Genomic DNA, 24292 nt, shown 5'->3' with positions numbered 1-24292 from the left:
ACGCTGGGCACCATGCCGGACTCCCCCCTCCTCACCGCCGCGGCAGTGGCGGTGATCGCCATGGCCATTGCCGTCGTCGTCGGCGTGGGCCTCAAGGTGCTCCGTTCCTTCCGCGAGCTGGGCACTGATGCCGAACGCGCCACCTACCACACGCTCCATGCAGCCTCCCAGGCCGGGCAGCACCTGCGGCGCGGCCTGAACCCCGCCGGAGCCGCCAAGGCCAGCCGCCAGCTACGCGCCCTGCTTGCCTGCGACGCCCTGGCGATCACGGACACCTCGGGCGTGCTGGCCTGGGACGGCGGCGGCGAGGACATCAGGCCGCGCCTCATGGAACTCGCCGCGGAGGTCCTGGCTTCGGGCCGGACAGCCGTACTCCCCGCTGGAGGGGAAGGAACCGGCGGCCACCTCGCCGGCGTCATCGCCCCCGTCCGGGCGGGCACCCGGGTGGTGGGTGCCGTGGCCGCCTTCGCGCCTTCAGCTGGGGCAGGCCTGGTCAGGGCGACGGGGGAAGTGGCGGACTGGGTGGCCGTCCAGGTGGAACTGGCTGAACTGGACGCTTCCCGCACGCTGCTCATGGAAGCGGAGGTCCGGGCACTGCGCGCCCAGATCAGCCCGCACTTCATCTACAACTCCCTCAACGCCATCGCGTCCTTTATCAACACGGACCCGGAGCGGGCCCGGGAGCTGGTGGTGGAGTTTGCGGACTTCACCCGCTATTCGTTCCGGCGGCACGGCGACTTCACCACGCTTGCCGAGGAGCTGCGCTGCATCGACCGTTACCTGCTCCTGGAGCGGGCCAGGTTTGGCGACCGGGTCCAGGTCAGCCTGCGGGTGGCACCCGAAGTCCTCAGCACCGTCATCCCCTTCCTCAGCCTCCAGCCGCTGGTGGAAAACGCCGTCCGGCATGGGCTTGAAGCCAAGGCGGGGCCCGGCCACATCAGCATCACGGCGGAGGACGCGGGTGCCTTCGCTGAGGTAACCATCGAGGACGACGGCGTGGGGATGGATCCGGAGCAGCTCCGGTCGGTCCTGGCGGGCCACACCGACGGGGACCACGTGGGACTGCGGAACGTGGATGCCCGCCTGCGCCAGGTGTACGGCAACGACCACGGGCTGGTGGTGGAAACGGCGCCGGGCGAGGGAACGCTGATCACCATGCGGGTGCCCAAGTCCCAGCCCGGGCATGATGCATAAGGCCGGCCTCCCCCTGGAAGTACCCTAGGAGAATGATTAACGTCCTCGTCGTTGATGATGAGCTGCCCGCCGTTGAGGAACTGGCGTTCCTGCTGGGCAGGGACGAACGCATCGGAAAGGTGCTGCGGGCCACGTCCGGCGCGGAGGCACTTACAGCCCTGTCCGCCGGCGGCATCGACGCTGTCTTCCTGGACATCCACATGCCCGCCGTGTCCGGCCTGGAGATTGCCGGCGCCATCGCCCGGAGCAGCAACCCGCCCGCCGTCGTCTTTGTCACCGCCGACGAGGACCACGCCCTGGCCGCCTTCGAGCTCGCCGCCGTGGACTACCTGCTCAAGCCTGTGCGCTCCGAGCGCCTGGCCCGTTCCGTGGGGCGGATCAGTGAACTGCGCGACGGCGGGGCGGCACCGGAGATGATCACCGTGGACCAGGGCGGGACCACCAGGATGATCCGACGCGACGACGTCACGTACGTCCAGGCCCAGGGGGACTATGCGCGGCTGCACACCGCCGACGCGAGCTACCTCATCCGGGTGCCGCTGGCCGACCTGGAACAGCAATGGGCCGATGCCGGTTTCATCCGCACCCACCGCTCCTACCTGGTGGCCCTGAAACATGTTTCCTCCATGAAGCTGGCGGCCGACGGGCCGCGCGTGACGGTGGCCGGCGCCGGCCTACCCATCAGCCGCCGGCACCTGCCCATCGTGCGGGAGAAGCTGGAGGCCACCCGCATCAGGCCGCACGCATGACCCGGGTCCGGGTCACGGCCCCGCACGCTGCGCCGCTCATTCCGGTGCGCGGCGCAGCGAAGCCCCTGGAATCGCGCGAAGCGGCGCAGGAGTCCGACGTCGGACAGGTGTTCGTCCGCTCGCTGATCCGGTCCCAGCTGCGGCTGGCCCTGGTGGTGGCGGGTGGCTTCCTGCTGATCCTTGCCGCGTTCCCGCTGATCCTGGTGGTGGTGCCCGGCCTCGCCGACGCCCGCATCGCCGGCATCCCCTTTGGCTGGCTGCTCCTGGGCGCCGGAATCTACCCGGTGATCGGGTTGAGCGCGTGGCTGTACGTCAGGACGGCGGCCCGCAACGAGGCACGGTACCGGGACCTGGCAGGGGAACAGTGATGCAGGGGTGAATGCCGGCGTCGCCATCACTGCCGTCACCGTGGTGTCCCTCGCCACCGCCATCATCGGGTTCTATGGGCTGCGGATTTCGCGCACCACGGGGGACTTCTACGTTGCCTCGCGGACCGTCCGGCCCTGGTGGAATGCATCGGCGATCGGCGGTGAGTACCTGTCCGCGGCCAGCTTCCTGGGTGTGGCCGGACTCATCCTGCTGTCCGGCACCGACGCGCTCTGGTTCCCCGTGGGCTACACGGCCGGGTACCTGATGCTGCTGCTCTTCGTCGCCGCTCCGCTGCGCCGGTCGGGGGCCTACACCATCCCCGACTTCACCGAATCCCGGCTCGCTTCCCGCACGGTCCGCCGGGTCACCAGCCTCGTGGTGGTGATGGTGGGGTGGCTGTACATCGTGCCTCAGCTCCACGGCGCCGCACTGACCATCCATATCGCCACCGGCCTGCCGTCCTGGGTGGGCTCCGTGGCTGTCGTGGTGGTGGTGTGCCTGACGGTGGTGGCGGGCGGAATGCGCTCCATCACCTTTGTCCAGGCATTCCAGTACTGGCTCAAGCTGACGGCCCTGGCCGTACCCATCCTGTTCATCATCTTCGTGCTGGCCGGGACCGGCGTGGAGCCGCAATCCGCGCCGGCTGTCAACCCCACGGACCTGGCGCCGGCCGGGCCCTACCAGAACGTGTCCCTGCTGGTGGCGCTGCTGTTCGGCACCCTGGGCCTGCCGCACGTGCTGGTGCGTTTCTACACGAACCCGGACGGGCACTCAGCGCGGCGCACCACGCTGATCGTCCTGGGCCTGCTGTCCGTGTTCTACCTCTTCCCCAGCGCGTACGGCCTGGTGGCCCGCATGTTCGCCCCTGATCTTGCCCGGTCCGGCCAGCCGGACGCCATGGTCCTGCGGCTGCCGGGCGAACTCGTCGGCGGGGTGGCCGGCGACCTGCTCACCGCCCTGGTGGTGGCCGGGGCGTTCGCGGCCTTCCTGTCCACTACGTCAGGCCTGGTGGTGTCCCTGGCCGGCGTCATCAGCCAGGACGTCCTTGGCGGCAGCGTCCGGGGCTTCCGGCTCGCGGCCGTCGTGTCCGCCGTCGTCCCCCTTGGCTTTGCCTTCATGACGGGTTCCCTGGCACTGGCAGGCAGCGTCGGCCTGGTCTTCGCCTTCACTGCCTCCACCGTGTGCCCGGTCCTGCTGCTGGGCATCTGGTGGCGCGGCCTGACCGATGCCGGTGCCATTGCCGGAATGGTGACCGGCGGAGTGCTTTGCGGCGGGGCCATGATCGCCGGGGCCCTCCCCGGCTCGGGTCCCACGCCGGCCTGGCTGGCTCAGCCCGCGGCCTGGAGCGTTCCCGCCGCGTTCGCCGTGATGGTCATCGTGTCACGGGCCACTGCCAGCCGGATCCCGGCCACCATGCCAAGGGTCATGACCCGGCTGCACACTCCGGAACGGCCACTGGCAACCGAACGGTGATCGGGAGGACAATAGCGCCATGTCCATCGAGGACGGCGCGTCCCACCAGCACGGCGGGGTCCCGGCCTCCGTGCGGGCACAGCTGCTCGCTACGGAACACTGGGGCCTGCTGGCGTCCCGCAGCACAGCACAAGCGGAGGTGCTGACCCGCATCAGCATGTTCCTCACCTTCACCTCAGCCAGCGTGGTCAGTGTGGCGCTGGTGGGCCAGGCAACCGGATTCTCGGATGCGTTCGTCCTGCTGGCAGTGGTGGTGTTGTTCATCGACGCGGCGGTCGGGCTCCTGACCCAACTCCGGGTGAACAACGTGGCCCACGAGGACCTCATGTACGTCACGGCCATGAAAAGGCTGCGCGCCGCCTACGTGGACCTCGATCCGGGTGTGGCTCCGTACTTGATGGCGTCACACCACGACGACGAGGCCGGCTCCGTGCAGACCTACTACTTCTTCGGCAACCGCGGCAGCTTCAGCCATGTGGCGGGCAGCAGCATGATCTTCATGACGACGGCGAACGCTGCCTTGATTGCCATCCTGGCGGGCCTGCTGGTGACACTGGCAGGCGCCGGTACGGCACCGGCCGCAGTGACGGGTGCAGTGTGCGGGGCCGCGTTCCTGGCTGCCTCCGCGGTCCGCGGGTACCGGAGCTACCGCGATGTGTGGCGCCGTTTTACGCCCTTGTCCCCCACGCCGCCGTCCGGGGACTAAGCGTCCAGGAGCAGGGCCTCCGGCAGGGGCAGGTCAGTCGATGGCTGCCATCAGCTCGACTACGCGGTCCAGGAAGGCGTCCACCTGGGATTCCTCGTATCCCTCCTGGCCCACGGCAGGACGGAAGACTGCGCGCCGCACACTGTCCACGCTCAGCGGCTTGTCCTGCTCAAGGTAGGCGATGAGCTCATGGCACAGCCGGTCGACGTCGTCCGTGTTGTAGCTGCGCCCCTTCTTCTTGCTGGGCCGGCGGAAGCGGTCGCCGTCCGGCCGGTGAAGCCGTCCCCGGAGGATGCCGGACAGGTTTCCGATTTCGCGCAGCCAGGCTTCCTCGCCCTGCGCTGCGATCAATTCGTCCCGCTCCCGGCGGGCGAAGGCGTCCTCGAGCCGGTCCAGCGCTGCGTCCACCACGGCAGCCGAGTAGCCGCCCTTGACGGGATCGAAGGACACTGCCCGCACGTCGGAGCTGTTGACCGGCTCGGTTGCAGCTTCAGGCGTTTCCAGGGAAACCCGCGCCCGCTGCAGGAACTGGTCCACCTGCTTGGCGTTGTAGCCGTACTCGGTGCGCTGCACGCGCTCAAAGGACGCAGGGATCTGCCGATGAATGTCCAATGCCACTTCGATTCCTTCAATGCTCTTCAGCCGTAGTGCTTCCGCACCAGTTTAGGGTGCCGGGCCTGGTAAGCCCGTCCGGACCCTGTTTGTGTCAGTGCCCGGGTGCGCCTGGCTGTAGGGGCCTAGGCGCCGGCCACAAGTCCGTACAGGATGAAGGCCACAGGCGCGGCGAACACGATGGAGTCCAGCCGGTCCATCACGCCTCCGTGTCCGGGCAGGATGCTGCTCATGTCCTTGACGCCCAACTCACGTTTGACCATGGATTCAGCGAGGTCGCCGGCAGTGGAGGCTGCCACCGTTCCCACGGCCAGCACGGCGCCGACCCACCACGGCTTGTCCAGCACGAAAAGGGCTGCGAGGATGCCGATCAGCATGGCCCCCGCCACCGATCCCGCGAATCCTTCCCAGGACTTCTTCGGGCTGATCTTTGGCGCCATGGGGTGCTTGCCGATCGACGCGCCCACCAGGTAGCCGAAGGTGTCGTTGGAGACCACCAGCAGCAGCATCACCGCAATCTCCCACGCTCCGATGGGGGCCAGGCCGCCCGGCCAGAGTCCCAGCGGTGTCGTGCCGGCGGCATGCAGCGGCAGTGCTGCGAAGCTGATGAAGAACGGCACCCAGCCCAGGGTGAAGACGCCGGCGAAGATACTGTTCGCGGATCCGGCCGCACTTTCGATGGACCTCCACACCAGGACCGCCACGGCGCTGAGCAGGAGGGCAAAGAGCTGGCTCTCGATCCCGCCGAAGTAGGCGGCGAACGGCATGGCCAGGGTTCCGGTCATGACCGGAACAATGGGCATCCTTGTACCGTTGGCCTCCAGCGCCCGGTAGATCTCCCAGACGCCGAACACAGCGAAGGCCGTGACGATGGCGACGAAAACCAGCGGGAGGAACAGCAGCCCGCCCAGGACGGCGATGAGCATGGCCAGCCCCACCACGACGGCGGCGGGCAGGTTGCGCCCGGCCTTTGGTGTCGGGTTGCTCCTGGGCTGCTTCCCCCGTGTGCGCGCCCTGGGTGTGGGGGCCTGATCTGCCTGGCCCATCAGACTTCGAGCAGCTCTGCTTCCTTGCGCTTGAGCAGCTCGTCGATGCCGTCCACGTGGGCCTTGGTGAGGCTGTCCAGTTCCTTCTCGGCGCGGTTGCCCTCGTCCTCGCCGGCTTCCCCGTCCTTGACCAGGCGGTCCAGCGTCTCCTTGGCCTTGCGGCGGATGTTGCGGATGGAGATCTTGGCGTCCTCGCCCTTGGTCTTGACGATCTTGACGTATTCCTTGCGGCGTTCCTTGGTCAGCTCAGGAATGGTGATCCTGATGACGTTGCCGTCGTTGGACGGGTTGGCGCCGACCTCGGAATCGCTCAGGGCACGCTCGATGTCCCGCATGGCGGACTTGTCGAACGGGGTGATCAGGATGGTCCGGGCGTCCGGGATGGCAAAGGAAGCCAGCTGCTGCAGCGGCGTGGGCGAACCGTAGTAGTCCACCAGGACCTTGTTGTACAGGCCGGGGTTGGCGCGGCCGGTGCGGACGGAAGCGAAGTCTTCCTTGGCTACCTCAACCGCCTTGTCCATCTTTTCTTCGGCTTCGAGCAAGGTTTCTTCGATCACGGTCTCTCCTGACGGTTCTGGTGCGGTCCGGGGCGCCGGTTATCTGCACGCACGTGGTTCTTGGTTGCTGTTTTCCGTCCCCGCCGGGAGGGGCGGGGACGGAACTGTCCTGAAATCATCCTAGCTGCAGCTAGGCGGTGACCAGGGTGCCCAGCTTTTCGCCAAGGATGGCGCGGGTGACATTGCCTTCACCCTCCATGCCAAAGACCACCATGGAAAGGTTATTGTCCTTGCACATGGTCATGGCGGTCTGGTCCATGACGCGGATGTCGCGGCGCAGGGCGTCGTCGTAGCTGAGGGTTTCCAGGCGCTCCGCGGTGGGGTCCTTCTTGGGATCTGCGGTGTAGACGGCGTCCACTCCGCTCTTGGCCATGAGGACCACGTCGGCATGCACTTCCAGGGCGCGCTGGGCGGCAACCGTGTCCGTGGAGAAGTATGGCAGGCCGGCGCCGGCGCCGAATATGACCACACGGCCCTTTTCCATGTGCCGGATGGCGCGGCGCGGAATGTAGGCCTCGGCCACCTGTCCCATGGTGATGGCGCTCTGCACGCGGGTTTCAACGCCTGCCTGCTCCAGGAAGTCTTGCAGGGCCAGGCAGTTCATGACCGTACCCAGCATGCCCATGTAGTCGGCCCGGGAGCGGTCCATGCCGCTCTGGGAAAGTTCGGCGCCGCGGAAGAAGTTGCCGCCGCCCACCACGATGGCCACTTCCACCTGCGGGACAGCGGCTGCGATCTGTTTGGCAACGTCGCGGACGGTTTCGGGGTCGACACCCAGTTTTCCGCCGCCGAAGACCTCGCCGGAGAGCTTCAGGAGGACGCGCCGCCGGCTCTTCTCTGAATGCGTGACAGTGTTGACGGCTTCCATGATGCCTTCCCGTTGATGACTCTGAAAAAAGGGTATCCTGCCGGATCCGGTGGCCGGAACCGGCTGCGCTCCACATGGACTGGACTTCCAGTGGTTTGGGCGCATGCAAAAGGGGCGGCCACCGAAGTGGCCACCCCTTGCAGTTTCGACTAGGAGCCGACGCGGAAGCGCGTGAACGCGGTTCCCTTGACACCGGCCTCTTCGAGGACCTGTGCCACGGACTTCTTGGCGTCCTTGGCGAATGCCTGGTCAACCAGGACCTCACCCTTGTAGAAGCCCGTCACGCGGCCTTCCACAATCTTGGTGAGGGCGGCTTCGGGCTTGCCCTCGGCCTTGGCGGTCTCTTCGGCGATGCGGCGCTCGGACTCAACGAGCTCGGCCGGAACGTCCTCGCGGGTGAGGTAGTTCGGAGCCATGGCGGCGATGTGCACGGCGACGTCGTGGGCGGCGGTGGCAGCGGCTTCGCCTTCACCGTCGACTGCGAACAGCACGCCAACCTGGGCCGGGAGGTCCTTGGAGGTCTTGTGCAGGTAAGCGTCAACCGTGGCACCCTCAACGCGGGAGATGCGGCGGACAACAACCTTCTCGCCCAGGATGGCGCCCTCTTCGACGACGACCTCGGAGAGCGGCTTGCCGTCAACGTCGGTGGCCAGCAGGGTGTCAAGGTCGGCAGCGCCGGACTCGACAGCTACGGCCAGGACCTTGTCGGCCAGCTGGATGAACTTGTCAGCCTTGGCAACGAAGTCGGTCTCGCAGTTGACCTCGATCATGACGCCGACGCCATTGCTCACCTTTGCGGCCACGAGGCCTTCAGCGGTGGAGCGGCCTTCACGCTTGGTAGCGCCCTTGAGGCCCTTGATGCGGATGATCTCGATGGCCTTCTCGGCGTCACCGTTGGCTTCGTCAAGAGCCTTCTTGACGTCCATCATGCCGGCGCCGGTGCGCTCGCGCAGGGCCTTGATGTCCGCGGCAGTGTAGTTCGCCATGTGAACCCCTCTGTCTAGAAATGTGTGGTGGTGTACGGACCGACAGGACGGCAGCCCACGGGGGTGGGCTGCCATCCTGTCAGCGGCTCCGGCTGCGGACAGCGCGGAGAATCCGGATTTAAGTGACTTACTTGGCGTTTTCGGCGGGAGCCTCGGCGGCAGCCGGAGCTTCAGCGTTCTCTGCCGGAGCTTCAGCGTTCTCGGCCGGAGCGGCGGCGGCTTCTGCCTTGCTGCCTTCGAGGAGCTCGCGCTCCCACTCGGCCAGCGGCTCTTCCGGAGCCTCGGTGGTGCCGGTGCCGCGGTTGTTGCGGGCGATCAGGCCCTCGGCAACGGCGTCGGCAACAACGCGGGTCAGGAGGTTCACGGAACGGATGGCGTCGTCGTTGCCCGGGATCGGGAAATCAACTTCGTCGGGATCGCAGTTGGTGTCCAGGATGGCCACAACCGGGATGTTCAGCTTCTTGGCCTCGTCAACGGCGAGGTGTTCCTTCTTGGTGTCGACAACCCAGAGCACGGAGGGTGCCTTGGTCAGGTTGCGGATACCGCCCAGGTTGGACTCCAGCTTGGTGAGCTCGCGCTTGAGGAGCAGCAGTTCCTTCTTGGTGTAAGCGGAACCGGCGACGTCGTCGAAGTCGATCTCTTCGAGTTCCTTCATGCGCTGGATGCGCTTGGCGACCGTCTGGAAGTTGGTCAGCATACCGCCGAGCCAGCGCTGGTTGACGTAGGGCTGGCCCACGCGGGTTGCCTGCTCGGCAATTGCTTCCTGGGCCTGCTTCTTGGTGCCGACGAAGAGCACGGTGCCGCCGTGGGCAACAGTGGCCTTGACGAACTCGTAAGCGCGGTCGATGTAGGACAGCGACTGCTGCAGGTCGATGATGTAGATGCCGTTGCGCTCGGTGAAGATGAAGCGCTTCATCTTCGGGTTCCAACGGCGGGTCTGGTGTCCAAAGTGGACGCCGCTGTCAAGCAGCTGGCGCATGGTTACGACGGGCATTCCGGCGCTCCTTATTTTCCGGCAGGTCATTCATGAGAAAACCCGGAGGCTTCTTACCCTGCCAATAGTTGACGGTTGATTAGCGTGGCCCGGTTGGGCCGTGCTCCTGGCATCCACCGTTCTTCCCATCAGGAACAAAGCCTGACCGCAGGAAGTGCGGTCCTCCATGGACGAACGCCGGGGCGTCGCCCGCCGGAGGGCTGGATGCGCGTAGTCAGCCGCTGCTCCCCCACACTCCTGAATGAGATGTGCCGACGCAATCCGGACAGGGCAATGCACCGCGAGGGTGGAGCACTGGGACGGGAAGCGTTGAGGGCGCAGCAAACTGCTCCATCAAGTGTACTACAGGCACCCCCGGCCGCCGGACAGGGAAGCACCCCGCCGGAGGCGTTGTCCACATAGCCGGAACAGGCCCTGCCCGGCCCGCACCGAGCCGGGCAGGCTGGTGGGATGAAACCACCAGTCCTCCTGGCCGCGCTCCTGCTGCTGCCGGCATCCGTGGCCTCCCCCGGTCCGGCCTTCCAGTACACCGCGGCCGACGGGCAGCCCTTCCGCACCCCGTCCACCATTACCCGGGAAGAAAGGACGACGGCGGCTGCCGGGGTGGGTGCCAGGCCTTCCTGGCGCTGGCCGCTGGCACCGCGTCCGCGGGTGTTGCGGGGCTTCGATCCCCCACCCAAGCCCTGGCTCAGCGGCCACCGCGGCGTGGACCTGGATTTCGCGGCAGGATCACAGGTTGTGTCACCGGCGGCCGGAACGGTCAGCTTCGTGGGAGTGGTGGTGGACCGCCCCGTGATCACCATCGACCATGGCGGCGGGCTGCGCAGCAGTTTCGAACCGGTGGACAGCACTCTGGTGGCGGGTTCCACCGTCGCGGCCGGCCAGGTGATCGGAACAGCCATCCCTGGGCACTGCCCCGCGGCGCAGTGCCTGCACTGGGGCGTGCGGGAAGGAGAGGACTACGTCAATCCCCTGCAGTTCGTCCTGGACCTTCGCCCGTCCATCCTGCTTCCACTGCCCGGGCCGCCATAGGCCGGGTGGAAGCGGCCGGGTAGAAGGAAGCTGGTTAGACGATGGCTGAGATGCCGGTGATGGCCCGGCCCGTCACCAGGGTGTTGATCTCGGCGGTGCCCTCGTACGAGTAGATGGCTTCGGCATCGGCGAAGATCTTGGCCATCTCATAGTCGGTCACGATGCCGTTGCCGCCCAGGATGCTGCGGCCCAGGGCCACACTGTCCCGCATGCGTCCCGTGGCGAAAGCCTTGGCCAGGGCGGACTGTTCGTCCTTGGCCGTGCCTTCGTCCTCCAGCTGGGAGAGGCGGACCATCATGCCCATGGAGCTCACGGTATTGCCCAGGATCCGGACCAGCTGGTCCTGGATGAGCTGGAAGGAGGCAAGCGGCCGGCCGAACTGGTGCCGCTCCACGGCATAGCGGCGGGCAACGTCGAACGCGGCCAGCTGGAGCCCAACGGCCTGCCAGGCAACGGACAGGCGGGTGGCCTTGAGTACCTTGTTGACGTCGCGGAAGCTGTTGGCGTTGGCCAGTTTGAAGTGGTCCGGGACTACAACGTCCGTGAGGACGATGTCGGCATTCTGGACGGTGCGCAGGGAGATCTTGTTTTCGATCTTTGTGGCGCTGAATCCAGCCAGCCTGGTGTCCACCAGGAAGCCCTTGACCTGGTTGTCGGCAACGTCGCGGGCATAGATGACCACCCAGTCGGAGAAGGTGGCGTTGCCGATCCATCGCTTCGCCCCGTTGAGGATCCAGTTGCCGCCGTCCCGGCGCGCCGTGGTGCGGGTTCCGCCGGCCACGTCGCTGCCGCCCAGCGGCTCGGTCAGGCCGAAGGCGCCGATCTTTTTCAAGGCGTAGATGTCCGGCAGCCACTCGTCCTTCTGCTCCTGGGATGCCAGCAGCTCGATGGATCCGGTGAAGAGCCCGTCGTGCACGCCCAGGAAGGTGGCAATCGAGGCATCCGCGCGCGTGACCTCGGCGTGCAGCATGCCGGCGAAGAGGTTGGAGTATCCCTGCCGCCGGACCGGGCTGACCAGGTCCAGGTCGGCGCACTTGGGCACCAGGTCCATGGGGAACTCCCCCCGGTTCCAGCAGTCCACGGCAAGGGGCTTGACTTCGCGCGCCAGGAAATCGCGGACCTCGGCAAGCCTGTCCTGTTCCTTGCCGGACAGAAGCTGCTCGAAGGCGAAGAAGTCGCCGTCGGCGTAGGGAAGCTCGTTGGACTCGGCTGCGGAGGTTGCCATGGGTACCTTCTTTGGTGATCAGCGCTGGCCGTGCCGCGGAACCGGACACGGAATGTTACTGGGCAGTAACTTACCGCAGGGCCCCGGGTTAACCAAGAAGAACCGCGGCCGACGAAAACTGTCGGCCGCGGTTCTTCCTGGCTGTTCGGTAGGGCTACTCGGACTTGAACCGAGGACCTTAGGATTATGAGTCCCGCGCTCTAACCAGCTGAGCTATAGCCCCCAAACCCCGCGAAAACGTCGTGGAACACCACGCTCCAGCAGGGCAAAAACACTCTAGCAAACCCGGGAACGGGTTCAGACCACCTTGTCCTCGTACGTGGCGCCGCGGTACAGGTCCTCGAAGGTCTGCAGCGTTCCCTGGATGCTGTGCGGTTCCACCATGTGGCGGCTGGCCCGGCCCATGGCCTGCTGCTGGTCCTTGGGAAGCTCCAGGACCTGGGTGATCTTCTTGGCGAGGTCGTCACTGTCGTTGGGCGTGAAAAGGTAGCCGTTCTCGCCGTCGCGCACCAGGTGCGGCAGGGCCATGGCGTCGGCCAGGACCACGGGGGTGGAGGCGGACATGGCTTCCAGGGTGACCAGAGACTGCAGCTCAGCCGTTCCGGGCATGCAGAACAGGTCCGCCCGGATATAGGCGGTGCGCAGTTCGTCGTCGCTGGCAAGGCCCAGGAATTTGACCCGGCTGGTGAGTCCCAGCCGCCGCACCAGGTCCTCCAGGGCAGGGCGCACCTCTCCCCCGCCCACGATCTCCAGATGAACGTTCAGCTCCGGCGGCGTCTTGCCGATGGCCTGGATGAGCACGTCCACGTGCTTTTCCTCCGCAAGCCGCCCGGCGAACAGGACGGTGGGGTGGGCATGCGGCTCGATGTGCTCGCCGGGCTGCAGCTCGTAGGCGGCGGAATCGATCCCGTTGGACAGCGGGAGCACCTTCCGCAGGAAAGCGTGTTCGTGCATGGCCCGGGCGGCAAGCGGCGTGGGGGTTGTCACCACGTCCGCCTGGCCCATGACCTTGCCCATGTCCTTCCAGGAGACCCGTCCAATGATGTCCTTGAACCACTGCGGGAACGGCAGGAAGGGGTTGAGGTTTTCGGGCATGAAGTGGTTGGTGGCGATGATCCGGACGCCGCGTTTCACGGCTTCGTAGAGCACGTGCTCGCCAATCATGTAGTGGCTCTGGATGTGCACGACGTCGGGCTTCACGCGGTCAAAGAGGAGGCTGATTTCCTTCTTGATTTCCCAAGGGAAGCAGAGGCGGAAGCTCTCATGGGTGAACGCCTTGTGCGAGCGGAGCCGGTGCACGGTTGCTTCCTCGCGGAACTCGGTGAAGCTCTTTCCCTTGCTGTCGCGGGAGGCCAGGACATGGACGTTGTGGCCGCGGGCGGTCATGCCCTTCGCCAGGCGGTATCCGAACTGGGCAGCACCGTTGACGTCCGGCGGATAGGTGTCGGCGGCAATGAGGATGGTCAGGGGACGCTGGTCGGCTGGCGTGGTCATGGGAGTACTCCTGATGGTCACGGTGCGGACAGCATGGAACTGACAGCACGGTTGGCCGGTGGCGCAGGGGCTCGGGCCTCGTGGGTTTGCTGGGTCTGGAAGGAACTGGGCTAGTGGGACGGCCTGCCGGTGGCCTTCCGCGCATCCTTCTTGCGCTTGGTGACCTCCGGGTGGTGCCGGGAGAGGGCGATAACCCCAACGATAGCAAGGCACGCAGCCGTTCCCATCGCAATTGCCATGACCGCATGGACGTCTGGACGCAGTTCGCCCAGGATGATGATGCCGATGGCAATGCCCACCATCGGGTCCACCACAGTGAGTCCGGCGATGACCAGGTCGGGCGGCCCTGTGGAGTACGCGCTTTGCACGAACCACGAGCCCAGGCCGCCGGCCGCAATGATGGCCACCACGGAGTACCACTGGACATTGAGCAGGAAGAGGCCGTTGGGGTCCAGGAGGTGTTTGCCGATGATCCGGGTGAGGACCGCCACGAAGCCGAAGAGGATGCCGGCGCCCAGGATGTAGATGAAGGCGTTCATGCGGTGCTTGAACGTCACTGCCAGCGTGCCGAACAGCCCCACAGCCAGGGCCAGCAGCAGGACGATGGTGAGCTCGTCCTCGGGGCTGACATGGTGGCTTTCCTGCGTGACGTTGACCGCCAGGAGGACAAAGAGTGCCGAGCCGGTGACGCAGGCGCCGATGGAGACGGCGGTGGCGCGGTTGATGGTCAGGTCCTGGTCGCGGGCGTTGACCACGGTGGTGATCACCAGGGCGATGGCGCCGATGGGCTGGATCACCGTGAGCGGTGCGGACACCAAAGCCACGGCGTTCATGGCCATCCCGGTGCAGAGCAGCAGGAGTCCGAACATCCACCGGGGATTGCGGAGCAGGCGCAGGAAGCCGTTGGAACTCAGGGCAAGTCCGCCGGTGTCGGCTTTGACGGCGCTGCCCTGGCGCTGGGCACCCAGGGCGAGGCAGAACGCACCAAGCACCGCCAGGCCGACGGCAAGCCACACCATCAGCCGTTCCCGCCGTCGTGCTGTTTCAGTTCCCTGCCCTTTCGCAGGATGGCCCAGAAGTAGTTGTAGGCCGCAATCCAGTGGCCGATCAGGCCCAGGCCCAACACCACCCAGGCAGCGATAAGGAGTTGGTCCGAGACGCCGGTATCCAGGCGGGAGAGGACCAGCAGCGGGGTGCCCAGGAGCAGCAGCCCGGTGCGCACCTTGCCCACCACGCTGACGGGGAGGTCCGGGTGGCCATGGAAGAAGGAGAGCGTCAGGGCCAGCAACACGGCATCGGGCACCACAAGCGCGGCCAGGTAGAGCCAATGCACGACGCCGGCAATCACTAGGGTAAACGCCACGGCCAGCAGAGCCAGCCGGTCAGCGATGGGGTCGAGGACCCTGCCGAGCTTGGAGGCCTGGTCGAAGCGCCGGGCAATGTAGCCGTCGATCCAGTCCGTGCCTGCCATGACGGCCAGGACGATCACGCCGGCGCCGTATTCCTTTTGGGCCAGGACGAGCCACATGAAGAGCGGAACGCCCATGAACCGCACCACGGTGAGCAGGTTGGGGATGGTGAACACGAGGTCATGGTCCACCTGGGGACGGCCGGGGCGGGCGCCTGCACCAATAAACTTCACCCGTCCCCCTCTCCTTTCCTGCTGCGCCGGAGCGCAGTGTTCAGTAATTCCCCGTGTACCGGGCCGTGCGTATAAGGCAGCAGCCTAGTTGGAACGGAACAGCCTGCGGAGGAGGACAACCAGGACGGTTCCTGCGGCCACGAAGGCTGCCAGCGGCTTCCATCGCCTGGACAGGTCCGCGGAGCCGGACAACGCCGCGAACCGTTCGCCCGCTGCGTCCACGCCGTGCTGCGCCAGCACCTGGCCTTCGCGCGCCTTGACTTGTGCGGCGGCCAGCAGGTAGCGGGCCTGGGTTTTGAAGTCCAGCTCGGTACCGAGGTCGTCGCGGACTTCGGTGAGGTGGTGCCTCCGCTGGCTCAGGCGGCGTGCCAGCTCGGGTTCGGACGCGTGCGGGAACTCCTGCTGCTCGCGGGCGGCCTTTGCTTCCTTTTCGGCCTTTGCCTTGGCAGCGGCCTCGGCTTTGGCCGCCTTCGCAGCCTTCGCCTCGGGACTCTCCGGGTCCAGGATGGCGGGGTTGAAGGCGGAGCCTTCCCGGGCAACGCCGATATCGTGCCTGATGCCACGGATGGTTTCCTCGGGCATCAGCGGCATGGCCTTCTTGAACCTCGCGAGGCCAATCAGCCCGCCGATGAGGGCTATCAGCAGGAAGGCTGCGGAGACCAGGAGGGCTGCCAGCCAGGCGGGCATGATGGTGGCCAGTCCCATGATTGCCGCCACGATCAGGCCGACCACCAGGAACGCCAGGAAGAGAAGCGCCACCGCGAAGAAGGCGGCGGCCACCCCCACCTGGATGCCCTTGCGCTTGAGTTCGATCTTGGCGAAGGCGATCTCGTCGTTGAGCTGGCGGGGTGCCAACCGGAAAAGGAGTCTTGCCGTTCCAGGCAGTGCAGTGATACGCAATCCCGGGCTGGTACGCCCGCTGTGACGTCCGCTCATCGGTTCCGCCTTACTGGTTTCATGGGTCGATACTGCTTCCGTTTATTGCGGAAATGTGCAGCCGCACAGTCCACGCCACCAAAACTACCATTCAGGTTCAGGGCGAACTTGGGGGCTTGCCGGACGGCGCGGCCTACAACGATGCAAAAACAGTCCCGGCGGGGCCTAGGATTGTTCTCCGTGACCAATCCCCCCAATCCGGGCGACTTGCTCAGCCGCCGCCGCAAGCTCCTCTACATCCTCCTCCTGGGCGCCTTGACGGCCCTTGGCCCATTCACCATCGACCTGTACCTGCCGGCCTTCCCCGCGCTGGAGGCAAGCCTGGGGGTGACCGAGGCGCAGGTCCAGCTCACCCTGGCGGGCACCACTGTCGGATTTGCGTTCGGCCAGCTGGTGGTAGGGCCCTTCAGTGACAAGTTCGGGCGCCGAACCCCGCTGATCCTTGCCACCGCGTTGCACATTGCCGCGTCCCTGGGTGCCGCCCTGTCCACTGACATCGCCACACTGGGGGTGTTCCGTGTCCTGATGGGTGTGGGCGCAGCCGGCGGCGGCGTGGTGGCCATGGCCATGGTGCGCGACCTGTTCTCCGGGTATGCCATGGTGCGGATGTTCTCGCGGATGGCCCTGGTCAACGGCCTGGCTCCCATCCTGGCCCCGGTGATCGGCTCACAACTGCTCCTGGTGATGCCGTGGCCCGGCATCTTCGTGTTCCTGGCCGCGTACGGGACTCTGGTCATCGTGGCCGCCCTGCTCCTGGTGCGCGAAACGCTTCCGCCGGAGAAGCGGGGCCAGAGCGGCATGACGGCCAGGCAGCGCTACAAGGCGCTCTTCAGCGACCGGATCTTCGTGGGGCTGCTCATGGTGGCCGGCTTCAATTTCGGCGGCCTCTTCACGTACCTGTCGGCCTCCCCGTTCCTGTTCCAGGACGTCTTCGGGTTTTCGGCCCAGCAGTACGGACTGCTCTTCGGCATCAACTCCCTGGGCATCGTGGCAGGCGTGCAGACCAGTTCACGGCTGATCAGGATTGTCCCGCCGCAATGGATCCTGGCCGCCGCCACGGCATGGATGTTCCTGATGGCCCTGCTGATCGTGGTCTTCGACCAGCTGGGCCTGGGGCTGTGGGGTGTCATGGTGCCGCTCTGGTTCTACATCCTGGGCACCGGCTTCATGTTCCCCTGCGTCCAGGTGCTGGCCCTGGCAAGCCACGCCTCCCAGGCGGGAACCGCGGCATCCCTCCTCGGCGCGGCCACGTTCCTCATGGCCGGGCTGATCTCCCCCGTAGTGGGGTGGGTGGGCATCACCAGCGCCGCGCCCATGGGGGCCGTCCAGGCGGCATGCATCCTGGTGGCCATTGGCGCCCTGTGGCTGGTGGTCCGGCCGCGCACGGTACCCTCGATCCACTGAGTACCTACACCCCACTGGCCGCACCCGCCAGGCACCAGGAAGGCAGCACATGACCCCCAGACCGCACCGTAATGGAAGGGGACTCTTCCTCGGGGCGGTGCTTGGCGCCGTCGTCGGCTATTTTGCCGGCCGTGCCGTGGGCAACCCCGCCTGGGGCATAATTCTGGGAACGCTGGCGGGTGCCGCGCTCCTGTACCGGGTGAATCCGGGCCGCCGCAACCGCCGCTGACTGCTCCTGCTGCCGGATACTGCTTGGCGCCGGCCGTTCCTGCCGTCCGGCTCCACTGCACGATAAAGCTCAGCGCGATAAAATGGTCCCGTGTCCAGCTGGCAGAACCAACCGCCACTTCCGGCCACATGGCAACGGTGCGACGCCAGGATCCTGCCACTGTGGTGGGAGCGGCTGTGCGCGCAGGCAGGCCAGCAATCAGCGGCGCTGTACGCGGCAGGGCTGTTCACGGAGGACCGGCGCCGGCCCATCGCCCAGTGGTTCAATCCAGCCTTCAAGGCCGCCCTGCTGGTAGCGCCGGAAACCTCGCCGGAATGGCCCGTCCAGCGCTTCGGCATCTTCTACGCCCCGCCGGATGCCGGCTTTGTCCGCATCCACTCGGCCCCGCACGAATGGAATCCCCGCGAACCCCGGAAGTCCCCCACCGAGCGGGAGGCCTTCGAGTCTGCCATCGCCGAGGCCGAAAGGTTCCTGCAGGTGGAAATGGACTTCGTCTGAGCCCATCTCCCCACCCCAGGCTTCCCACCCCGCGGAATGAAAAATCCCCGTTCCTCCAGCCGGAGGAACGGGGATTTTTCGTTGCGCTCCTCCTGCTGGACTTGAACCAGCAACCCTTCGATTAACAGTCGAATGCTCTGCCAATTGAGCTAAGGAGGAATGAAGCAGGTATGACATTAGCAAAGGTTTCCGGCCCAAGGGAAATCGGCGGTTTTCCGGGCCAAAACACGCCTCGTGCCGTTCAAAAGCGGAAACAAAAATCCCCGTTCCGGAAACCGGAACGGGGATTGGAAGCTCCTCCTGCTGGACTTGAACCAGCAACCCTTCGATTAACAGTCGAATGCTCTGCCAATTGAGCTAAGGAGGAATGAAGCGGGTACAAGCCTAGCAAACACCCGCTGCGGAAACGAAATCGGGAGTGCCGTGACCTCCCCCACTTCCTGGTTCCACCCAGCAGGCAGCCGCCTACGCCTCTGCCCGCAGGGCCCGGCGCTCCATTTCCAGCATCATGAGTTCGCGGTTGAGCCGCTGGTATGTTTCCGGGTCCGCTTCGGCGTCGAGGCGCTGCAGCTGGCCCATCTTGTCCGCCTTGACCCGGGTGATCTGGAGTTCGAACAGCCGGGACAGGATGTCGCGGCAGTACTTCAGCACCGCCTCCTCCGTATGGGCCGGAAGCGGCACCACCGACAGCTCCGACACCAGCGGCCGGAGCGGCTCCGGGACCTCGTGCATGACGTGTTCCACCCAGCGCACCGGATCACCCACCAGTCCCTGCCCAGTGGCGCGCATGGCGTCGTGCACGGCCTGGAAGGCAGGGGTGGAGAAGCGGGCGGCGGCGAACCGGTCCCAAACCTCTCCCGCCAGCAGGGCCGGCTGCTGCAGGGCCACCTCCAGCGCCTGCCGTTCCATGGAGGCCACGGGGTCGCGCGGGTCGGGACGGTGGAAGGAAGGAACAGCGCCCGACGACGGCCCGGCAGCTACGCCGGGTCCGCCGGCAGGTGCGGTGCCGGTTTGGCCCTCGTACCCCCTGCCCTCGTGGCCAGAGCTGCGCTGCTGCTGTCCACGGTTGGACGCGCCCTGGCCCCCGGGGCCTCCGGCGTCCCCCCGTTTCGCTGCGTTTTTCACCTCGGCGTTGACCAGGCGCAGGACTTCGTTCGGGTCGGGCATGCCCAGCCAGCCGGTCAGGGCCTGGCAGTATCCGGTCCGGGTGGAGCCGTCGCGGATGGCCGCCACCACCGGCACGGAAGCCTTCAGGCCCTGGACGCGGCCTTCCACGGTGTCCAGGTTGAACTGCTTCAGGGTGGTGCGGATGGCGAACTCGAACAGGGGCCGCCGGGACTGGATCAGGGCGTGTACGGCCTCGTCCCCCCTGCTGAGCCGGAGGTCGCAGGGATCGGCTCCGGTGGGTTCCACGGCCACGAAGGTCTGGGCGGTGAACCGCTGGTCCTCCTCGAAGGCGCGCAGTGCTGCCTTCTGCCCGGCGGCGTCGCCGTCGAAGGTGAACACCACTTCTCCCCCGGTGCCGTCGTCGGACAAAAGCCGCCGGGCGATCTTGATGTGTTCGGTGCCGAACGCCGTGCCGCAGGTGGCCACCGCCGTCGTGATTCCTGCAAGGTGGCAGGCCATCACGTCCGTGTAGCCCTCCACCACCACCAGCTGGCGGTCCTTTGCGATGCTCTTCTTGGCCAGGTCGATGCCGTAAAGGACCTGGGACTTCTTGTAGAGCGTGGTCTCCGGGGTGTTGAGGTATTTGGGGCCCTGGTCGTCCTCGTAGAGCTTGCGGGCGCCGAAGCCGATGGTGTCGCCGGCCATGTCCTTGATGGGCCAGATGAGGCGGCCGCGGAAGCGGTCGTAGATGCCCCGGTTTCCTTCGCTGAAGATGCCGGTGAGCTTGAGCTCGGCATCGGTGAAGCCGCGGCCGCGAAGGTGCTTCAGGAGCGCGTCCCAGCCCTGCGGAGCGTAGCCGCAGCCAAAGTGTTCCGCGGCCGCCCTGTCGAAGCCCCGGCCGAACAGGAAGTTCCGGGCCTCTGCCGCACCTGGGGTGAGCAGTTGGGCGCGGAAGAACTCGTCGGCGATCTTGTGCGCGTCAAGCAGCCGCTGGCGCCGGCCCACTTCCTCGCGGTTGGGTCCGGTCCCGCCGTCCTCGTACCGGAGCTCGTAACCGATTCGGGCAGCGAGCTTTTCCACGGCTTCCTGGAAGGAGCTGTGGTCCTGCTTTTGCACGAAGGCGATGACGTCGCCGTCCTCGCCGCAGCCGAAACAGTGGTACCGGCCCACCTGGGGACGGACGGTGAAGGACGGCGAGCGCTCGTCGTGGAAGGGGCACAGACCCTTGAAGGTGCCCAGCCCGGCGCCCTTGAGCGTCACGTAGCCGTCAACAACTTCCTTGATGTCCGTGCGCTGGCGTACTTCATCGATATCTTCGCGTTTTATCAGCCCAGCCACACAGCAATCTTAGTGTCACTGGCTTGGTGCCACTGGCAGGGCTACCGGCCGGGCGTCCCGCCCGGCATCCGCTGTCCCGCTGCGGGCGCCGCGCGCTCCACCAGGCTGAGGGCAAGCTTGGGACAAAGGAAGACGGCCTCCTGCGCGGCGTCCCGGTCGGCGTCCCGCAGCGGAACGTCGGTGCGGTCACGGCCCACCTTGCCCCGTGCCACCGGGTAGCCCCAGTCGTCCCTGTCGAGCACTCCGGGAAGCAGCTCTGAGCACAGGCCGCGGCCATCGCAGCTGGTCCAGTCGATGTGCAGGTACGTTTTCATGCCGCCACGCCTCCCGGGACTGTGCAGTAACCGGACAGATGGGCGCGGAAGTCAGCGGCGAAGACCTCCAGCGCGCTGCTGACCATTCCGGTGGTCCCTTCGGGATGGCGGCATGCGCCGCGCCCGGAAACCAGACGCCCCAGGCGGTCCAGCTCGGAGCTAAGCCGCGGATTTGTTTCGCCTCCGGCGATGCGGTTGAGGACGGACGCCATGGCCGGCAGCCCGAACATGCAGGGGCCGCACTGCCGGGCGGACTGGCCGGCCAGGTAGTTGAGGATCCGGGCCGTGGCCTGGATCCCGCAGGTCTGCAGGTCCAGGGCATGGATAACTCCCGCACCCGGGCGGACTGCCCGGCCCGGCGCTCCTGCGGGTGTGAGGGCGAGGTCGGCCGGCCGCACCCACCGGCCGTGGTACCCGCCCACCAGGACGGCGGATAAGGATCCCGGATCCATTCCGGCTTCCTTCAGGACGGCGGAAAGTTGCACCCCGCCCGGTACCTCCAGCACTACGTCCCTTGTAAAGGCAGGACCGGACATGGACACCAGCCTGGTGCCGGGATCGGTGGCGGTGCCCGCCTGCCGGAACCACTGCGCGCCGTAGCGGGCGATCAGGGCCACCTGGGCCAGGGTCTCGACATTGACCACCAGCGTGGGGCGGCCGTTCAGGCCTGACTCGCTGAGGCGCCGGCGCTGGTCCGTGGGCAGGGCGGTACCGTTCTCAATCATGTTGACGACGGCGCTCGACTCACCGGAGATGAACGTTTCGGGAGCCTGCACTACCCGGATCTTTTTGCCGCCCGGACGCTCCCCGAGGGCTTGCTTCACACGGGGCAGGCTGGCCGCCGGGGCGTAAACGTACATGCTTGTGCCGCCCGCGCTTGTCTGGCTGCTTGTCCTGCCGCCTGTCTGGCCCAGGGCGGCGGCGAGGGCGATCAACCCGTCAATGACAAGGTGGGGCGCGTGGGCGAGGAGTGTCCGGTCCTTGAAGCTGAGCGGTTCGCCCTCGGCGCCGTTGGCAATCACCACGGGCCGGGCGGCGAACAAACCCTTTCGCCCGGTACCGGCAGTTGCAGTGGCCTTGCGCCAGGTTTCGAATGCGGCTCCGCCGCGGCCGGTCAGCCCGGATTCAGCGAGCACTTCCAGGAGACCCGGACCTGCCGCCTGCGGCTCCCACTGGCCGAAAGTGTCCAGGTGCCGGGCCCAGCCTGCATCGGGGCCTGCCGCCAGGAGGCGCGGCTCCTGGCGGATACTGTCCTGGATGCCGTCCCGGTAACTTCCGCCCGGCCCCTGGCGGGGCACGGGAGTGTACGCGTCCTGGTGGCCGTTGTGCTGACGGCCCTGGTAGCTGTCCTGGTAGTTGTCCTGGGACGTCTGGGGGTAGCTGTCACGGGGTTGGCTCAAGGGAGGTTTCCTTGCCTGGCGCGGAAGGTTTCGAGGAAGGACGGGCTCGACCGCCACATCAGGGCAGCGGCAACAGCCACTGCGGACGCCGCAGCCAGCAGGAGGAACCATCCGCTTGACACGTCAGTGCCGTTTCCGAGGGCGTGGGCCATGGCCACGGGCCAAACGCCATAGCTGAGCCAGTGGACGGCCCTGAAGGTGCGCTGCCCGATACGATGCCGCAGCAACGCCGTGACCACGACGGCCAGGACCAGGTCCAGGGCGACCGTGCCCAGCCCCTGCCAGAACGGCTGGTACGACCCCAGGAACGGCACCACCATATCCACGGGATTGAGCTTGGCAAAGGAGTCAAGGAGCAGGGATCCAACGTGCAGCCCCAGGAAAACCGTGGCGAGCAGGGCAATGTTCCGGTGCAGGAGGCTGATGGAGAACCGCGGCAACACCAGCAGTGGCCGGCCTGACCGGTTCAGGATGCCCAGCAGCACCGACGCGGTAAACAGCGCCAGTGACACGAAGCCACTGACGCGTCCGAAAGCCCACATTGCCTCATCCACGGCGCAGGCCTCCCCTGCTGGAGCTTTCGGCTGGGAGGTAGTTTTGGGCGGGCCAGTCTCCGGTTGCCGCCACCCTGCCGCGGCTGTCCACGAACCGGGCGGATATGCCCTCGGCCCGGAACCACTCGAGGGCTTTGAAGCCCCGGACGATCGCCCCGGTGCTGAAGGCGTTCGCCTCCAGGCAGGTAGGCGCCGCCACGGTCACCGAGCGCCACACCGGTTCCGCGGGCAAGCCAAAACGGGGATCGAGGATGTGGTGCACCTGGGTGCCTTCGTGGAGCCAGCGGCGCTTTTGCGTGCTGGAGGTTGCCAGGGCAAATCCCGAAGCCAGCGAAATGTGCTGGGCGGGGTCGGCAGGAAGGTCCTGCACCAAGATCTGCCACTGGCCGGACTTGGCCTCCGACTGCTCGTCCTGCGGGCCGGGTCCTGCGCTGGCCAGATCTCCACCCAGGCTTACCAGGACTCCGCAGCCCAGCCGCCGGTGCACTTCAGCAGCGGCGAGATCCGCTGCGACAGCCTTGGCCGTTGCACCCAGGTCGAGGCGAAGCCCGTCCGGGACGGTCAGCACGTCGCCGTCCACATGAACCTGCGACCAGCCTGGCGCCCGCGGTGCCGGCGGCGGCATCGGGCCCGGGGGCGAAGGCACCGGCGATACGTGCACGCTCCGGATTCCCGGCCTGCCCGCTGTGTTTGGCGGGTTGGAGTGTTCACCCGGAATTTCCGGACCGTGGCCCAGGGCGGCCAGATCCGCTCCGAGAGTGGGATCAACAGCGCCGCCGGTCATCCTGGCAGCGTCAAGGGCGCGCTCCAAGAGCAGCCGGAACATGGGACTCACCCTGACGCCAGATGCCATTCCGGGCTGAAGCGCCACCAGTTCCGAGTCGGCCCTGAAACGGCTGCAGGCATGGTCCACCGCCGCCAGCACCTGACGAACAATCTCTTCCGCATCATGCAGCAGGCCGGGCGCGGTCACCGTGACGGCTGCCTCGAGTTCCCATACGATCCAGTTGGATTGTGCTGTGGGAGCCAGTGCGGCTTCGTGTTCGGGGGCCGCTGCGGATTCCCGGGCCCCCATGCGATGGGTGGTGTCTGAAGCGGCCACGTCAGGACCCTGAGGACCTTCCGTGGATGGTGCCGCCCTTTCCGGGCTGGACCGGGCTGGTGCTGCCGTTGTTGCCGTAGCTCTTCGAGCGCCGCGAGCCACCATTCTGGGTGCCGCTGTTCTGCCCGGTGCCGCTGTCCTGCCGGGTGCCGTAACCGTCGTCATCCGAGCGGCCGGAGCCGGACTTTGGCGTGCTCCCCTGCGTACCGCCGTCCTGCGTGTTGCTGTCCGTACCCGCGGTTGTCCTGGCAATCACGGAAGGAGTCGCGGCATAGACAGCGGATGCGGCCACGCCTGCAGCAGCGAAGCTGCCAACGCCCACCGCTGCGGTGATTCGGGTGGCCAGCCGCTTGCCCCTGCTTCGAGTACTCATGACCTGCTCCCGTTCCTAGCGGCCTGCCTTTCCTCCCATGGTGCGCTTCCTTCCTGTGTAGATGCTTTAAGGAAGCTGTTGATCAGGAGG

Annotated in this window: 26 protein-coding genes and 3 tRNA genes; 9 read left to right on the top strand and 20 right to left on the bottom strand. The window is 66.7% G+C overall.

Features of this window, described 5'->3' with window-relative positions; genetic code table 11:
• The first annotated feature begins 12 nt into the window (after nt 1–12).
• From ACFO0G_RS07405 to ACFO0G_RS07385, 5 genes are read left to right on the top strand one after another with little or no spacing between them, the layout of a single operon-like run.
• Nucleotides 13–1194, top strand: coding sequence for a sensor histidine kinase (locus ACFO0G_RS07405; RefSeq protein WP_286403063.1), 1182 nt, complete (start codon nt 13–15; stop codon nt 1192–1194).
• A gap of 32 nt (nt 1195–1226) precedes the next feature.
• On the top strand, nt 1227–1943 hold the full coding sequence (locus ACFO0G_RS07400) for a LytR/AlgR family response regulator transcription factor (RefSeq protein WP_286403061.1): 717 nt from the start codon (nt 1227–1229) through the stop codon (nt 1941–1943).
• The gene (locus ACFO0G_RS07395) at nt 1940–2311 is read left to right on the top strand and encodes a DUF485 domain-containing protein (protein WP_286403060.1); all 372 of its coding nucleotides are present in this window, start codon (nt 1940–1942) and stop codon (nt 2309–2311) included. Before ACFO0G_RS07400 ends, ACFO0G_RS07395 begins: the two co-directional genes overlap by 4 nt.
• A gap of 7 nt (nt 2312–2318) precedes the next feature.
• Complete coding sequence (locus tag ACFO0G_RS07390; RefSeq protein WP_286403058.1) at nt 2319–3785, top strand: sodium/solute symporter; 1467 nt, start codon at nt 2319–2321, stop codon at nt 3783–3785.
• A gap of 19 nt (nt 3786–3804) precedes the next feature.
• A complete protein-coding gene (locus tag ACFO0G_RS07385) occupies nt 3805–4491 on the top strand; it encodes a hypothetical protein (protein WP_376976931.1) in 687 nt (228 codons plus the stop codon).
• 33 nt (nt 4492–4524) lie between these two features.
• On the opposite strand, the gene ACFO0G_RS07380 is transcribed toward ACFO0G_RS07385, so the two are convergent.
• The 6 genes from ACFO0G_RS07380 to rpsB all read right to left on the bottom strand — a co-directional run bounded on the left by ACFO0G_RS07380 (nt 4525) and on the right by rpsB (nt 9554).
• Nucleotides 4525–5109, bottom strand: a complete 585-nt coding sequence (locus tag ACFO0G_RS07380) for a DivIVA domain-containing protein (RefSeq protein WP_286403055.1) — start codon at nt 5107–5109, stop codon at nt 4525–4527.
• A gap of 119 nt (nt 5110–5228) precedes the next feature.
• Nucleotides 5229–6149 (bottom strand): phosphatidate cytidylyltransferase, encoded by a 921-nt coding sequence (locus ACFO0G_RS07375; protein WP_286403054.1) that lies wholly within the window; start codon nt 6147–6149, stop codon nt 5229–5231.
• Nucleotides 6149–6706 (bottom strand): ribosome recycling factor, encoded by a 558-nt coding sequence (gene frr / locus ACFO0G_RS07370; protein ID WP_043452867.1) that lies wholly within the window; start codon nt 6704–6706, stop codon nt 6149–6151. Before frr ends, ACFO0G_RS07375 begins: the two co-directional genes overlap by 1 nt.
• 130 nt (nt 6707–6836) lie before the next feature.
• On the bottom strand, nt 6837–7574 hold the full coding sequence (pyrH, locus tag ACFO0G_RS07365) for a UMP kinase (protein ID WP_043452869.1): 738 nt from the start codon (nt 7572–7574) through the stop codon (nt 6837–6839).
• A gap of 149 nt (nt 7575–7723) precedes the next feature.
• Entirely contained in the window at nt 7724–8560 is an 837-nt protein-coding gene (gene tsf, locus ACFO0G_RS07360; protein ID WP_376976930.1) for a translation elongation factor Ts, read from the bottom strand.
• A 127-nt stretch (nt 8561–8687) separates the two neighbouring features.
• A complete protein-coding gene (rpsB, locus tag ACFO0G_RS07355) occupies nt 8688–9554 on the bottom strand; it encodes a 30S ribosomal protein S2 (protein ID WP_376976929.1) in 867 nt (288 codons plus the stop codon).
• A 450-nt stretch (nt 9555–10004) separates the two neighbouring features.
• On the opposite strand from rpsB, the gene ACFO0G_RS07350 reads away from it, so the two are divergent.
• Nucleotides 10005–10586, top strand: a complete 582-nt coding sequence (locus ACFO0G_RS07350) for a murein hydrolase activator EnvC family protein (RefSeq protein WP_376976928.1) — start codon at nt 10005–10007, stop codon at nt 10584–10586.
• A gap of 34 nt (nt 10587–10620) precedes the next feature.
• Here ACFO0G_RS07350 and ACFO0G_RS07345 read toward each other — a convergent pair whose 3' ends face one another.
• The 6 genes from ACFO0G_RS07345 to ACFO0G_RS07320 all read right to left on the bottom strand — a co-directional run bounded on the left by ACFO0G_RS07345 (nt 10621) and on the right by ACFO0G_RS07320 (nt 15883).
• A complete protein-coding gene (locus ACFO0G_RS07345; RefSeq protein ID WP_376976927.1) occupies nt 10621–11811 on the bottom strand; it encodes an acyl-CoA dehydrogenase family protein in 1191 nt (396 codons plus the stop codon).
• A 149-nt stretch (nt 11812–11960) separates the two neighbouring features.
• Nucleotides 11961–12034: transfer RNA gene (locus ACFO0G_RS07340), tRNA-Ile, on the bottom strand.
• Nucleotides 12035–12108: 74 nt separating this feature from the next.
• Entirely contained in the window at nt 12109–13305 is a 1197-nt protein-coding gene (locus tag ACFO0G_RS07335; RefSeq protein WP_376976926.1) for a glycosyltransferase, read from the bottom strand.
• Nucleotides 13306–13415: 110 nt separating this feature from the next.
• The gene (locus tag ACFO0G_RS07330) at nt 13416–14324 is read right to left on the bottom strand and encodes a DMT family transporter (RefSeq protein WP_286403042.1); all 909 of its coding nucleotides are present in this window, start codon (nt 14322–14324) and stop codon (nt 13416–13418) included.
• Entirely contained in the window at nt 14324–14947 is a 624-nt protein-coding gene (locus ACFO0G_RS07325; protein ID WP_376976925.1) for a CDP-alcohol phosphatidyltransferase family protein, read from the bottom strand. Before ACFO0G_RS07325 ends, ACFO0G_RS07330 begins: the two co-directional genes overlap by 1 nt.
• Before the next feature lie 84 nt (nt 14948–15031).
• Entirely contained in the window at nt 15032–15883 is an 852-nt protein-coding gene (locus ACFO0G_RS07320) for a phage holin family protein (protein ID WP_376976924.1), read from the bottom strand.
• A gap of 180 nt (nt 15884–16063) precedes the next feature.
• Here ACFO0G_RS07320 and ACFO0G_RS07315 point away from each other — a divergent pair, with 180 nt between their 5' ends.
• From ACFO0G_RS07315 to ACFO0G_RS07305, 3 genes are all read left to right on the top strand, one after another.
• Nucleotides 16064–17287, top strand: a complete 1224-nt coding sequence (locus ACFO0G_RS07315; protein ID WP_376976923.1) for a multidrug effflux MFS transporter — start codon at nt 16064–16066, stop codon at nt 17285–17287.
• Nucleotides 17288–17336: 49 nt separating this feature from the next.
• On the top strand, nt 17337–17516 hold the full coding sequence (locus ACFO0G_RS07310; protein ID WP_286403035.1) for a glycine zipper 2TM domain-containing protein: 180 nt from the start codon (nt 17337–17339) through the stop codon (nt 17514–17516).
• A gap of 90 nt (nt 17517–17606) precedes the next feature.
• Nucleotides 17607–18014 (top strand): hypothetical protein, encoded by a 408-nt coding sequence (locus ACFO0G_RS07305; RefSeq protein ID WP_236801857.1) that lies wholly within the window; start codon nt 17607–17609, stop codon nt 18012–18014.
• Nucleotides 18015–18100: 86 nt separating this feature from the next.
• Here ACFO0G_RS07305 and ACFO0G_RS07300 read toward each other — a convergent pair.
• The 8 genes from ACFO0G_RS07300 to ACFO0G_RS07265 all read right to left on the bottom strand — a co-directional run bounded on the left by ACFO0G_RS07300 (nt 18101) and on the right by ACFO0G_RS07265 (nt 24202).
• A tRNA-Asn gene (locus ACFO0G_RS07300) sits at nt 18101–18173 on the bottom strand.
• 135 nt (nt 18174–18308) lie between these two features.
• Nucleotides 18309–18381, bottom strand: a tRNA-Asn gene (locus ACFO0G_RS07295).
• 98 nt (nt 18382–18479) lie between these two features.
• Complete coding sequence (dnaG, locus tag ACFO0G_RS07290; protein ID WP_376976922.1) at nt 18480–20459, bottom strand: DNA primase; 1980 nt, start codon at nt 20457–20459, stop codon at nt 18480–18482.
• 41 nt (nt 20460–20500) lie between these two features.
• Nucleotides 20501–20773 carry a ferredoxin gene (locus ACFO0G_RS07285; protein WP_376976921.1) on the bottom strand — a complete coding sequence of 91 codons (273 nt, stop codon included), beginning with the start codon at nt 20771–20773 and terminating at the stop codon, nt 20501–20503.
• Nucleotides 20770–22173, bottom strand: a complete 1404-nt coding sequence (locus tag ACFO0G_RS07280; RefSeq protein ID WP_376976920.1) for an NADH-ubiquinone oxidoreductase-F iron-sulfur binding region domain-containing protein — start codon at nt 22171–22173, stop codon at nt 20770–20772. The genes ACFO0G_RS07285 and ACFO0G_RS07280 overlap by 4 nt, the downstream gene beginning before the upstream one ends.
• Complete coding sequence (locus tag ACFO0G_RS07275; protein WP_376976919.1) at nt 22170–22727, bottom strand: ferric reductase-like transmembrane domain-containing protein; 558 nt, start codon at nt 22725–22727, stop codon at nt 22170–22172. The genes ACFO0G_RS07280 and ACFO0G_RS07275 overlap by 4 nt, the downstream gene beginning before the upstream one ends.
• Nucleotides 22720–23829, bottom strand: a complete 1110-nt coding sequence (locus ACFO0G_RS07270; RefSeq protein ID WP_376976918.1) for an FAD:protein FMN transferase — start codon at nt 23827–23829, stop codon at nt 22720–22722. Before ACFO0G_RS07270 ends, ACFO0G_RS07275 begins: the two co-directional genes overlap by 8 nt.
• Nucleotide 23830: 1 nt before the next feature.
• Nucleotides 23831–24202: a hypothetical protein gene (locus tag ACFO0G_RS07265; protein WP_376976917.1), complete on the bottom strand. Its 372-nt coding sequence runs from the start codon at nt 24200–24202 to the stop codon at nt 23831–23833.
• Nucleotides 24203–24292 lie beyond the last annotated feature (90 nt).

The organism is Arthrobacter sedimenti, assembly GCF_042652025.1.
Lineage (GTDB): Bacteria > Actinomycetota > Actinomycetes > Actinomycetales > Micrococcaceae > Arthrobacter > Arthrobacter sedimenti.
Note: the sequence above shows the minus strand (reverse complement) of the source record. Positions and strands in the feature narration are given on the sequence as shown.